At 32.7% G+C, this 13,100-nt stretch carries 13 protein-coding genes; 6 read left to right on the top strand and 7 right to left on the bottom strand.

Annotation, left to right across the window (positions count from 1 at the left end; genetic code table 11):
• Positions 1–95: 95 nt before the first annotated feature.
• The 3 genes from AC0VXV_RS16340 to AC0VXV_RS16350 all read right to left on the bottom strand — a co-directional run bounded on the left by AC0VXV_RS16340 (position 96) and on the right by AC0VXV_RS16350 (position 3,762).
• A protein-coding gene (locus AC0VXV_RS16340; protein ID WP_475528134.1) for an IS3 family transposase occupies positions 96–1,666 on the bottom strand; the annotation gives its coding sequence in 2 pieces (ribosomal slippage) (positions 96–1,030 and positions 1,030–1,666; 1,572 coding nt in all).
• A gap of 382 nt (positions 1,667–2,048) precedes the next feature.
• On the bottom strand, positions 2,049–3,227 hold the full coding sequence (locus tag AC0VXV_RS16345; RefSeq protein WP_475529256.1) for an anti-sigma factor family protein: 1,179 nt from the start codon (positions 3,225–3,227) through the stop codon (positions 2,049–2,051).
• Entirely contained in the window at positions 3,217–3,762 is a 546-nt protein-coding gene (locus AC0VXV_RS16350) for an RNA polymerase sigma factor (RefSeq protein WP_340733091.1), read from the bottom strand. Before AC0VXV_RS16350 ends, AC0VXV_RS16345 begins: the two co-directional genes overlap by 11 nt.
• 392 nt (positions 3,763–4,154) lie before the next feature.
• Here AC0VXV_RS16350 and AC0VXV_RS16355 point away from each other — a divergent pair, with 392 nt between their 5' ends.
• The gene (locus AC0VXV_RS16355) at positions 4,155–4,616 is read left to right on the top strand and encodes a hypothetical protein (protein ID WP_475529257.1); all 462 of its coding nucleotides are present in this window, start codon (positions 4,155–4,157) and stop codon (positions 4,614–4,616) included.
• Positions 4,617–4,671: 55 nt separating this feature from the next.
• Complete coding sequence (locus tag AC0VXV_RS16360) at positions 4,672–5,271, top strand: hypothetical protein (RefSeq protein ID WP_475529258.1); 600 nt, start codon at positions 4,672–4,674, stop codon at positions 5,269–5,271.
• 421 nt (positions 5,272–5,692) lie between these two features.
• On the opposite strand, the gene AC0VXV_RS16365 is transcribed toward AC0VXV_RS16360, so the two are convergent.
• From AC0VXV_RS16365 to AC0VXV_RS16380, 4 genes are all read right to left on the bottom strand, one after another.
• The gene (locus AC0VXV_RS16365; protein WP_475529259.1) at positions 5,693–5,881 is read right to left on the bottom strand and encodes a hypothetical protein; all 189 of its coding nucleotides are present in this window, start codon (positions 5,879–5,881) and stop codon (positions 5,693–5,695) included.
• A 33-nt stretch (positions 5,882–5,914) separates the two neighbouring features.
• Positions 5,915–6,562, bottom strand: a complete 648-nt coding sequence (locus tag AC0VXV_RS16370; protein WP_475529260.1) for a recombinase family protein — start codon at positions 6,560–6,562, stop codon at positions 5,915–5,917.
• Positions 6,534–7,121 carry a hypothetical protein gene (locus tag AC0VXV_RS16375; RefSeq protein WP_475529261.1) on the bottom strand — a complete coding sequence of 196 codons (588 nt, stop codon included), beginning with the start codon at positions 7,119–7,121 and terminating at the stop codon, positions 6,534–6,536. Before AC0VXV_RS16375 ends, AC0VXV_RS16370 begins: the two co-directional genes overlap by 29 nt.
• Positions 7,122–7,233: 112 nt before the next feature.
• Positions 7,234–7,452, bottom strand: coding sequence for a hypothetical protein (locus AC0VXV_RS16380; RefSeq protein ID WP_475529262.1), 219 nt, complete (start codon positions 7,450–7,452; stop codon positions 7,234–7,236).
• Between the two features lie 746 nt (positions 7,453–8,198).
• Here AC0VXV_RS16380 and AC0VXV_RS16385 point away from each other — a divergent pair.
• Genes AC0VXV_RS16385 through AC0VXV_RS16400 form a run of 4 tightly spaced genes read left to right on the top strand, consistent with a single transcriptional unit; the run spans position 8,199 to position 13,041 of the window.
• Positions 8,199–10,373, top strand: a complete 2,175-nt coding sequence (locus AC0VXV_RS16385) for a DEAD/DEAH box helicase family protein (RefSeq protein ID WP_475529263.1) — start codon at positions 8,199–8,201, stop codon at positions 10,371–10,373.
• A complete protein-coding gene (locus AC0VXV_RS16390) occupies positions 10,360–10,533 on the top strand; it encodes a hypothetical protein (protein ID WP_475529264.1) in 174 nt (57 codons plus the stop codon). The genes AC0VXV_RS16385 and AC0VXV_RS16390 overlap by 14 nt, the downstream gene beginning before the upstream one ends.
• A 10-nt stretch (positions 10,534–10,543) precedes the next feature.
• On the top strand, positions 10,544–12,526 hold the full coding sequence (locus AC0VXV_RS16395) for an AAA family ATPase (protein WP_475529266.1): 1,983 nt from the start codon (positions 10,544–10,546) through the stop codon (positions 12,524–12,526).
• Positions 12,523–13,041, top strand: a complete 519-nt coding sequence (locus AC0VXV_RS16400) for a hypothetical protein (protein ID WP_475529267.1) — start codon at positions 12,523–12,525, stop codon at positions 13,039–13,041. The genes AC0VXV_RS16395 and AC0VXV_RS16400 overlap by 4 nt, the downstream gene beginning before the upstream one ends.
• The last annotated feature ends 59 nt before the right edge of the window (positions 13,042–13,100 follow it).

The raw sequence follows: 13,100 nt of genomic DNA on the forward strand, positions 1-13,100 counted from the left end.
GGGGTCACTTCAGTTTGGGGACACATTAAAAAGGCACGAACGTTGTTAAATGAACTGCTCCCTGTCAAGTAGACAGCGGAAATATTAAAAATGACTTACGCGGCTTGAGCTCTGTATTCTAGAGGGCTCAAGCCGTTTAATGTTTCTTGGTAACGTTCATTGTTATAGAACTTGATGTACGTATCAATGGCCTGCTTTAATGCTTCAAACGACTCGAACTTATATAAATAATACTTCTCTACTTTTAAGGTTCCCCAAAATGCTTCAATCGGACCGTTATCGATGCAACGGCCTACTCTAGACATACTGTGAATCATTTCTGATTGATCCATGATCTGCTTAAATTCTTTCGATGTATATTGATAACCACGATCGCTATGTAAAAGAGGGAATTCCTTCTCTTTTAATGTTCGTATAGCGGGTCTTACTGTCTTAAAAACTAGGTCATTATTATTCGAATGTCCCAATACGTAACTCACAATGGACTTATCATAGAGGTCAATAATCGCACTTAAATAAGCCTTTTTCCCACTACCATATTTAAACTCTGTGACGTCTGTACACCACTTCTGATTCGGTTTTTCTGCAGTGAATTCACGTGCTAATACATTTTCAGCCAAGTAATCCGGCTTTACTTTAGGGTACTTTTTCCGGCGACGTCGAATAACCGCCTCCAAACCGCAAATTTGCATCAGGCGATAAATTCGTTTCTTATTCACTTTCTTTAAACCTTCGGTTTTGCGTTTGCGGTTAATCGTCATCGTAATGCGACGATAGCCGTATATGCCATCTACTTGTGTATATAAATGTTGGATAGACTTCACCAGCTGTTTGTTTTCCAGTTCCTGCGCAGTTGGTTGACGATTTAACCATTTGTAGTAAGCTGCTCGGGATACCTTGGCGATTTTACATAATAAAACGATTGATATTTTTTCATTTTTAGCTAGCTCTTGTATTGCTATATAACGGTTTTGAATACGAATTCTACTTAACGACGCCTCCTTTCGATTTCCTCTAACTTTTTTAAAAGTAAATTTTCTGCACGTAATCTTTGATTTTCACGTTCCATCTCTTGAATTTTTAAGCGTAATTCATCCTCTGGTGTTCTTTCTTGTACTGGTTTTGTGCGACCTCGTTGATCTTGAAGTGCTTCTTCACCATTTTGTTCAAATTTACGTACCCATAGGTAGACTTGTTGGTAGGATACCTCATATTGTGCTGCTGTTTCTTGATAATTTTTGTCGTACGCTAGGCAGGCTTTTACAATTTCAATACGTTCTTCTACTGTTGTTTTTCTCCCTTTAGTCATAGTTTGGATCATTCCTTTACCCGTATCATTTAAATTACTATGACTAGTATAGAATTTTAACCAAGTATTGAAAACTGATAAACTACTAATCCCATATTTAGCTAGGATATCGAACTGGGAGTAGTTTCCTGATAAATAATCTTTAATAGCACGTTGTTTCAATTCTTCTGAATATATCTTATTTTTTACAGGACGTATGAGCGCTTCTACTCCACCATATTTATAAATAGCGCGCCAAACTTGTAGGGTTCTCATATTGACTGAAAACATTGTACATACTTTTTGGAGTGTATAGCCTTCTTCTAAATATTGAAGTGCTAATAATTTTATATCTGGTGAAAACGATTTTTTTGACATGAAAAAACTCCCCATTTGATAAACAGATTTTATTTTTTAATCTGTCTACCTAATGGGGAGCATATCAAAATCAACGTTTTGTGCCCTTTTATATGAACATTGGTTATGGAGCATTTTAAACATATGTTGCAAACCGTTGATGAAACGGTGTTTATACTTTCTAGGATTGTTCTTTAATTTGCATAAAAACTTGTATAGAAAAGCTCTTATCGTTATTAATTAGGATTTTTACTTACTCAACAATATGGCCCTATAACAGAAAACGCGTTCTTCATATTGAAGAAACGCGCACGATTGTTAAATAGTATAGGTTATATCTCTTTCGTTTTAAGCAGAGGCATAGCATAGATGGCTACTTCGACTTAAACGGTTACTGAATGATTTATTTTTCTGCTGTTTCCTTTAAATCTAAAATAATTGGTGATTTAAACTTTTCTTCTAAGAGACCACGATAAGGGAGTAAAGTCATTTCCTCTGGAATTGTCTCCATTTGCCCTATAGTAACAGTAAGGAATGTAATATTGTTCTCCACTTTATGAAAAGTATAGATATGATGATGTTGATCAAGATTTTTTCCATCAACATTAACCTGCCATCCATAAGGGATGATTTTGGGTTGTCCTTCTACTTTGATACGGAGTTTTAGGTCGCCATCTTTTAATTGTGTATCATAAATGGTGTACAAATGGCCTAAATAGTTGAAACTAGTTTTTTCATTTCTTTTAAAAGTAAATGGCTCGGTGTATGTGAGTAGTTGAACAAAGTAGCTTTCAATTTCAAAGAAAGTTGGGTCAGTTTCAACGGGCAATGAAAAATTCGTAATTTGCTCTCCGAGTACTTCTGTAGGTTCATGGTATGTGCTGACAAGCGGATAAATAGGTTTGATATCTTCGCTTTCTTTTATTTCAAAAGTTGTTACCACTTCGTTTCTATTGTTACGGATGAGTATAGAAATAAGTGAGTTCCAGCCGAGATCAAACAGACGCTCATCTATGTCATAGGTACTTACTAACTTCTTAAGTGTTGCCTCTGAATATTGCTGAATGGCTTCGTTGTAGTTACGACGATAGGTAATTTCCTTCATACCGTTTTTTTCAATAACGCTATCAATTTTAATATCAAGCACAGGTCCTTCATTTAGAGGAATATCATGTGCTTTGGATTCTTCTATTGTGTTTGCAAAGTTTTGTTGATCTAAATCCATATTTTCACTTGTATTGGGTAATACTGTATCAGCCTGCTGGGTTGAATTATTCATTGTGGCCATCAAAGTGAAGCTAATCAATAAAATGGCGGCAGCAATAACCATCATATGGTATCGTTGGCGTTTCGCTTTAATTTTGTTATGATTCTTGATTTTTTGCATTAACTCGTCAGTGAGATTACTTCTTAATTTTGGCTCATTTAATGTGGTAGTAAGTATTATTTGCTCGGTTCTTAAGTTTTCAAGCGTTTGCTGGCATTTGCTGCAACTGCTTATGTGTGTTTCAAGCTCAGTCCTTTCAGCATTAGTTAAAAAACCTTCGACATAATCCTCCAATAAGAAATCATTACATTTCATGAAAATACCCTCCTTTTGTAGTAGCTAGTTCTCGTAGCTTACGTTTACTTCGATGTAGTTTGTTGCGCACTTCATTTAATGGTATTTGCAGGACCTCGCTAATTTCATCATACCGGAGCTCATTTACATAGCGTAAAAGCAAAATGAAATATTCGGTTTTATCTAGTTGATGTAGAAGCTGATCTAATTGATGGAGCTGCTCTTTTTGTAAAATTATTTTTTCAGGGTATTGTTTTTCAATAAACTCAGTATCTTCAAGTACGGAAGATTGCTTCGGTTGCCTTCGTAAATAGTCATAGCATTGATTAACAACTATGCGATAAAGCCATGCATTAAAGGAACCAATAGCTTTATATTTATGTAGGTTATAAAAAACTTTGATAAAAATTTCCTGCACTAAATCCTCTGCAAGATCGTGATGGCGGACTAGGCGAAATACAGTTGTATAGATCTTGTTTTCATAATATTTCACAATATACCTGTAGTCCGCTTCTTTCCCGGACTGCACATTTTGAACAGCTAGTTCAATGTCCACTTTAATCACCTCCTTACTACTATAACGAAGGAAATTTCATTTCCTCTCAAAATAAATTGTTTTTTCAATAAAAAAAGATAACCCTGAAGAGTTATCTCGATAAAATTATCTTTAATGAGTTTACTAAATTATACTTAGTAAGCAAATTTCTTTTTAAAGCCTTTTAATCTATAATATGACCCTTTAGCTGAAGAAGGATGTTGCTCCACAATATGGCCCGATTGTTGAACAACTTGAATATAAATCTACGCCTCCTGTTAATTACAATTGTACTTTGACTAAAGTACCCTTCACTAGAAGAAGAATATTTATAAAAGTTTAGCAATTAAAAAGGGATAAACTGTAAAACAAATAAATTTTTATGGTAACATTTATAGGTAAGGGGGTTCTAAATGAATAACTTAAATAATGAGAAATTGATTCAAGAAGAAATTAGAGCTGTAAAAAAACAGACACTTAAAGTATTGGGTTTTGGTTTCTTGGTTATATTATTTTTTTTAATTTATTGGATCTATTTTGAAGAGAGCTTATTAGTTGAAAGTAAGTCCCCTGATGATGATAAAGAAGTAATTATTAATAAAGTCGGTAATTGGATAACAGACTCCGGTACAATTAAAATTTACTTTAAGGAAAATGGAAGGACTAGAAATACTAAAAAAATTGAGCTTGATATTTTTAGAGAATCTAACCATAAGGGAAAATACAATATTGTTTGGAGTGTTGATAACCATGTCTCAATAGCTATGGTATTTGAAAAATTTATCCAGAGTGTGGATTATAACTTTTCCACCAATGACATAGAAATTGAGCAGTTGGATAAAACAGCAGCGATCAGTCTAATTAAGAGAAATTGAATTTTGTCTCGCGGTTCTTGGTTATATTAAATTTATTAGGGAAAGGAGTTTGTGCATGAAATCAAAAATTTTATTTGGTTCTGCTATTGTCGTTATATCTATGGTTACACTCAGTGGGGTCCTTAAATATTCAAGTGACAAAGATGAAGCAACAAATAGAAACATTGTAGAAGCATCTGAATCTCAAATTTATCAAGCTGCAATCGGAGCATGGGTTTCAAAGATGAACGTATTACTTTCCGAACCGATGGACGATCCAAAGTTGAAACAATCGGGTAACGATGAAGGTTTCGAGTATTACTTGAAGTCACTAATAGTCAATACTGATTCCCCAATTCATTTAATTAGAGCAAATAAAGAATTGGAAGAAGATTATATAAATTTGTTTCTTTTAACAAGTTATATATCTAATAAGCAATTTGCCCGTACGGTACATTTAGGTCCTAATGGGGAAGCAGTAGAATCAACAGATTTAGTTGATCAATGGGCACCTACAGATGAAAATACGCATAAAGCATTCGAGTACATGAAGCAAATTATGAATGATTTAGACGTTGCCATTAATCATAAGGGAAAAGGTGAAATATTTGGTGTGACGCATTTATTAAACGGTGATAAGGCTTCGGAAGTTAAAAAATTCGTAACCAGCAGTTAATAGTAAAAATGCCGAAAGTTATTCGTCCCCTTTAGACGGTAGACATGTCGAAGATTTCGATTTTATCTACTGTCTTTTTTATTTAAATAAGAGCCACTTACTTATACAGCAATTTGGCCCAATTGTGGAATAAGAAACCTGAAAATCCCGGCAGGATTTCACCAAACTTTATTACAGATGATCGAACTTAATATTAAAATCACAAATATATGTAATAAACCCCTTACCCAATATCTTTCGCTGTTTTCAACGTATTAATCATATTTATAACATCATCTAAAATACACATTGTATTTTTAAATGCTTCGCTGTCCGTATTATCCCCTTTTAAAGAAAAATTCCGTAGACTGGTAGCATCTAATTTCTCAAGACTCATTGGTAATTTTATATTCTCATTATAGAAATAGTAAGGATCTTGAATTCAAACCAACTTATTCAATTTCGGTATATCTCTTTTCAAATTTCCTTTCCCCTCTAATAAACAATCAAAATCAACTTGTGAAATACCACTACGATGACTGACCCACCCCTTTGATTTCTCGATAGCATTTATATAATCTCTGATATTTTTAGCAACGACCAAGTTATCCTGTAACTTTTCATTAGACACGTTCTTACCTCTTCCCATAGGTTGAAATAGCAGCTATACTTCAGCTGCTATTTCATGTTTATATTGCTCAATAATTTTATAAAACGTATTCTTCTTTAATCCAAGTAATTTAGCAAATGCTACGCTAGTCAGTTCTTTCCTACTCCACCGTACATAATTATCTTCCAACTTTTTTCGAATATCAGGAGTTAATGAATTCAAGTTAAACGCAGGCCGACCTAAATGCTTCCCTTTAGCTTTAGCAGCTGCTATGCCCTCTTTTTGACGAACAAGGATTTTATTACGCTCCTGCTCTGCTACATACGCTAATAGCGATAAAAACTGATCTTCCATTAATTTACCTAGCTCATTCATTTCTTTGAACTTCCGGCTATCAAATAGTGTCTTATTATCTAAAACAACAATGTCTGCACCTATCGAACGCGTTATATGCTTCCATTCCTGAATAATTTCATCGTAGTTGCGACCCAAACGATCAAGAGAATCTAAATAGATTAAATCTCCCTTGCGAGCAATGCTCCTCATTACTTGATATTGATCGCGATTAAAATCTTTTCCACTCGCTTTATCGATAAAGATAAAGCGTTCTTCTATCCCAAGCTCAAGCATTTTAGTGATTTGGCGATCAATATTTTGCTCTTTTGTCGATACCCTAACGTACGCTAATGTTGCTTGACTCATAACTGTCTGATTGCTCCATCGTTTTTTCTGCACCTTCGACTTGAATTACATCATTAGAATTATTAAAATCTAAATTCTTCGTCGGCATTTCAACTACTTTATCTTTTTTTACAAATTCACTAAACTTTACAACATCCAATAGGTGTAATGATTGTTTTAACAAAGTATTATCAAGAATTTCTGAAAGTACAAAAATAGCATTACTTTCATTGCAAAACGGATTATTATTATCAAAAATATCAGATAAAAAGTTGCTATTTAAAATAATTTGTTTAATCACTACTAATGCTTCATCATTATCATAATATTTATTAATCAAAGTTACTAAGTCCATTGTTGCAAAATTTTCATCTCCATCATTTTTAAAATATTGCTCTTCCTTTAAAATACATTTTAAAAAATTTAATTTTAACTGATTTTTAAAATCTGCCATCCAAACCTCTGAAGAATCCTTCAAAAGACGAATGCCTAATTCTTGAGTAACAATTTTTGTTTTTAAACTTAAACCTTTCACCGCATATTCTTCTTCAATTTTTTTAATCGATTCTCGTAAATTCACAATACTACCCCCTAGGAACATTTGTTCCTATATATTACCAGAATATTAGGAATATTGCTAATATATCTTACATAAAAAGAAAGAACTTACATAAATAAGCTCTTTTTTGATTTTATAAACGTTTATTTAATTTTTCCCAATCGTTCTTTAAAATAGAAGTTAAATACCCCTGCATAAAAAGGATTGGATGTTTAGCGATAATGGGTATGCCATTTAAAATAACAAGTACAAACCATACTACCATTTTATATTTGATACTAGCATTTTTAGATGATTGCGCAAGTTCTACCATTTCTTCTGGGCTTAGCTTCGTTAAGCGTTTTAGCTGCATATAAACACTCCTTATAAACCTTTCATTTCACAAATAAATATTAACGTTGAATAAAATTTTTAAACATGACATGAATATAGGTTTTCGTAAATTTAACCGGAAATCTAAAAAATAGCGGTAGCACATTAACCATAACCACTATAAATGTTAAGATGCTGCCTTTAATTCCTGAATTTTTCGGACTATTAACAACCTCTCTCAGTTCATCTGCCGTTAATTTATACCATTCATTCTTTATCATATAACCCCTACTTTCTTTCCTGCTTTTGATAAATTCGCTATTCGAACTATTTTCATAACATTTACCACCCTTAGTTATGAAATATTTTAGCACCATAAAATGTTTAAAAAGGTATGCGAAATTATAAAAACGTTTATAAATTAAAAACGGAGCCTTTACAAACGGATTAATGTAAAAGAAAAGGCATTCCTTAAAGGTATGGGTTTATAAACTCAGAACTACCAATTTTTATTTCAGAATATAATCTTAATAATTCGACCTTAATTCAAAACTCTTTTTACTTCAATTCGCTAATTAAATAATTCTCTCAAATATGTATATCATTATTAATAAAAATTGAACTTAATATAGTAAAGTTACTATATACTTGTTAAATTCTCAAAAATGTATAGTATTTGTAAAATTCCTCTAATAAATATGTATATATTTACTTTTTTTAATGTTATTCTATTTATATATAGTAAAATTTTACCTTTAAAGTAATCGAGTGAGGTGCTATTAACCTATGTCGTTTAAGATAATACATTTAAAAAAAGAATATCGTTCATTTGAGGACAATGTTGTCCAAGATTTTTATATCCCTGTTTTACAAAATTCAACTCGCTATGATCGAGCAGTCGGATTCTTTTCATCAACTGCATTGATTGAAATTACAAGAGGGTTAAGTGGCCTATTTAAAAACAACGGAAAAATACGTTTAATAGTTTCTCCAAATCTTTCTGAAGATGATATTGAAGCAATTGCATATGGATATAAGCAAAAGCAAGAAGTGATCGAAAAGAGCTTACTTTCAGTATTCGATGAGGAATTCAACGTCTTTCAGAAAAAGCGACTAAATCTACTAGCCCATTTAATCAGTAATGGCCTACTAGATATCAAAATCGCATTAATTGAGGAATGTAATGGTATTGGAATTTTTCACGATAAATTAGGAATCGTAGAAGATTGCGAAGGCAACCATATCGCATTCTCTGGCTCATTAAACGAAACAGCCAATGCATTTTCACATAACTACGAAGCGATCGACGTATTTACGTCATGGACAGGCGATGCTGAGAGGGTTACTTCTAAAATCAATTCATTTTCATCTATTTGGAATAATGAAGCTAAAAATATTTGTACATATCCATTTCCTGAGATTGCTCTTGACAAAATTAAAACATTTGAGACGGACGAACTTGAATTAGATCTGGATGAACAAGAGCTTTACATTATTAATCGAAATATCGAAGAAAGTAAAAAAATTAAAGGTCCTATCTTACCAAGTAATGTTTATTTACGTGAATACCAAAAAAATGCTATTGAATCATGGGAACTAAATGGTTTTCATGGCATTTTCAACATGGCTACTGGGACAGGTAAAACCATTACAGGGCTTGCAGCTGCTGCTCATTTATTTAAAAAAGTAAATCATAAACTAGCTATCATTATCGTATGTCCATATCAGCACTTAGTAGATCAGTGGGTGGAAGATATTGAATTATTCAATATGAAACCAATCATCGGGCACTCTGCATCAAAACAGAGAAAATGGAAGCAACGATTACAAAATACAATTGAAGCTTACAACCTAGACGTGAATTATCATTTTTGCTTCGTCACTACTAACGCATCATTCAGTACACCTTATGTGCAGCAACAACTAAATTCAGTGGAACGTGATTTTTTAATAATCATAGATGAAGCTCATAATTTTGGTGCTGAGCATTTACAAACTAAGCTACCTCATCACGCTAAATACCGACTCGGTTTGTCGGCAACAATCGAAAGACATAATGATGAAGAAGGTACAGCTGCCTTAATGAATTATTTCGGTCAGATTTGTATTGAGTATACGCTTGAAATGGCCATTCGTAATGACATGCTTACACCTTATTATTACTATCCAATCCCGGTCTTCTTAAACGAAGAAGAGTTAATCGAATATCGAGAACTAACGGCTCGTATTGGCTCTATGATACGAAAAAATAAATTTGGTAAAGTCGTTATGTCCGATTCTGCAAAGATGCTTTTATTAAAACGCGCAAAATTAATTGCAGGAGCAACTAGTAAAATTCAAGCACTTGCTAATGAAATATCTATGTGTAAAAACGAGTCTCATCTACTCGTCTACTGTGGCGCTACAACAATTACAGATCCTAGCTATGAAGAGGGTAGTTCCGATAGTGAAGAAAAACGACAAATAGACGTTGTTATGAATTTACTCGGAAATGAATTAGATTTGAAAGTAGCAAAGTTTACATCGGAAGAATCTGCGGCTGAACGCGAACAACTTAAAGAAGCTTTCGATAAAGCTAATCATCTACAAGCTCTTGTCGCAATTAGATGTTTAGATGAGGGCGTAAATATCCCTAGTATTCAAAAAGCTTTTATTTTAGCTAGTAGCACGAACCCAAAAGAATATATTCAACGTAGAGGAAGGGTGCTACGTAAGTTTAAAGGTAAGAAGTACGCACATATTTACGACTTTATTACATTGCCTATCCCTTTTGAAGATATTGACCAATTTAGTGATGAAGAGATTACTTCATTAAAATCCTTACCGTTGCGTGAAATCGAAAGAATGAAAGATTTTGCTCAAGTTGCCGAAAATTCTTCAGTTGCGGATGAATTAATAATTAAAATACAAGATTACTATTTACTAAACAGAGAGGAGTATTCTCTAAATGATTTTGAATAATACTTTGCCTACAAAAATTGATAAAGATAAACTCGAAACGATGAAAATTAGAATTATTGACTTGGAACGTCAAAATTTAAAAACAAAAGCTTTTACTGAAAACGAAATGTTAGACGAAATTAGAAAAATAATTATTGAGGAATCTAATAAGAACTACTAGAGGTGTAAATATGATAATAAAAAAACTGTCACTTCATAACTTCAGACAATTTCAAGGTGACCACGTAATTGAATTTTCAAATAATGAATCACAAAATATAACATTAATTTTAGGTGATAATACAAGTGGTAAAACCACTCTTTTACAATCCTTTTTATGGTGCTTTTATGGGACTGCGAACTTTAAAAGCAAGGATTCTCTATTAAACTCATTTGTAGCCCAACAAACTTTATTAAACAATGCAACTGCGGATATTAAAATTATTATCGATCTTGAACATCAAGGTATCGACTATACAATCGAACGTTCACTAACTCACTATGTAAAAGGCTCTGAATTAAAGGCTAATGCCCTTTCCAAAGTAGAAATGCACTATAAAAAAGCAAATGGTGGCACTGATAAAATTCCATCCCACCAAATTCAAAATAAAATTAATGAGATACTTCCCGAAGATTTATCGATTTATTTCTTATATGATACTGAAAGATTCGGTAATGTCACTTCGAAAACAGATGTTACTAATTCGGTGAAAGGTATTCTTGGATTAACAGTACTAGATAATATGATTAAACACCTAGGCTCAGCTACTAAAAGTCGAAGCGTTTTAGGTCAGCTAAACGGTAATTTAAACTTAGAAGGCAATAAGAAAGCAGCTGAAGCTTATAAACGATTCACAGAAGCTGAAGAAAAGTTAGAACTATTAGAGGAACGCATCGCTCAAAAAAGGAAAGAAGAGCAAGCATATAAAAGAGCAGCTGATGAAAAAAAGGATATCTTACGATCTTTAGAAAAAACAGCTCAATTACAAGCTGAAAAGGATAAAAAACTAAAGCTATATAACTTTGAAAAAAATTCTTTAACTGATGCACAAAATCAATTTTATAATTCCTTTAGAAATAATACCCACATGTTTTTAGGCTTTTCATTGTTCCAAAAAGCTTTAAATGAGTTATCTAATGCAGATTTTGATAAAACTTCGATACGCGATATGAATGCTAATGCAATTAAAGATATTATTAACCGAGGTATTTGCGTGTGTGGCACGAAAATCGAAACTGAAAGCGATGCTTATAACCATTTAACAAATGAAATGCGCTATTTACCGCCTGAATCAATTGGGACTATCGTAAAATATTTTAAAGATAAACTAAACATGTCATTAAGCACTAGTTCTGGCTTTTACTCGCACTTAGAAAATAGCTATAAAAATATTCTTACCGCTGTTCAAAGGTTAAGCGAATTGGAAGATGAAATCCAATATCTAAACGATGAACTAAAAAAACATGACAGTGTGGATAAACATCAAGCAGTTTTATTAGAACTTGAATCTAAGATCGCTACACTCAATAAAGATATTGCGCAGTTAAACCAAGAGTTAGGCGTCACTAATAAAGCTATTAAAGATAACAAAGAGATTTACGAAAAAAACATTCAAACTTCTGATAAAAACAATGAACTTCTTGGCTACATCGGATATGCTGAAGAAATATTAAATTGGGTTACTGCTCACCGTGATAATCGTGAAAAAGAGATTAAAGAGCAACTTGAAAACAAAGTGAATACATATTTCTTGAAAATGTATCATGGCAAACGAAAAGTAACCATCGACAAAAACTTCCGTGTTAACTTAGTAACTACTGACTTATCAGAGGACATTCATACAGATGAGTCACAAGGATTAGAGACGGTGAAAAACTTTGCATTCATTTCGGGCTTAGTAGATTTAGCTAAAGAAAAGCTAAAAAATGCTTATGAAAAAGATGCTGAAGCTTACCCATTAATTTTAGATGCCCCATTCTCTAATGCTGATGAAAAACACGTGAAAAACATCTCAGAAGTATTACCAAATGTAGCTAATCAGCTTATTCTTATCGTAATGGCTAAAGACTGGAATTACGCTGAGAAGTCGTTAAGTAATAGAGTAGGTAAAGAATACTACCTAGATAAACAATCAGAAATCAGTACTAAAATTAAAGAGGTGAGTAAATTATGATTTTTGATAAAAACATAATCATTGTTGGTAAACATTCCGCTTATATTGATTTGTTAAAAGAAAAAGGTTTTTTTAAACGACACTTAGATGCTTACATAAATGCAGCGGTCGTTGGTTTTCAATATAATAGATTAGGTGTTGAGGATAACAAGTCTGAGCATTATAAAGACAAACGTACACAAATTCATACCGAGCAATTAATTGGTGAAAGTGCTACACTAGAGTTTATTTATAGACTTATTATGTTGTTAGACAAAAAAGATGAGCTATCCATTGATGATCGAATTTCACGTGCTTTTCGTGAAGACTCAATTGAAGAAATTAACGAAAAACATCTACAAAATATAACCGTGTTTAAAAGGTATGTTCTTGGTGGCATAGAAGTTCTGTATGAGAAAATTATTGAAAAGGGCGCCACTGATCAGGATTTAATGAAGAACGCATATGAATTTATTAAAGAACAACAAATTTTCTTTACAAGTGTTAATGCTGATGAAGTTTTAAAAAATCTATAATAACGTCGACATCTCCAGAACTTTTAAAAACTTTAAACTCAATAGATCACCAAAGGATG

Source organism: Solibacillus sp. iso_87, from assembly GCF_056173085.1.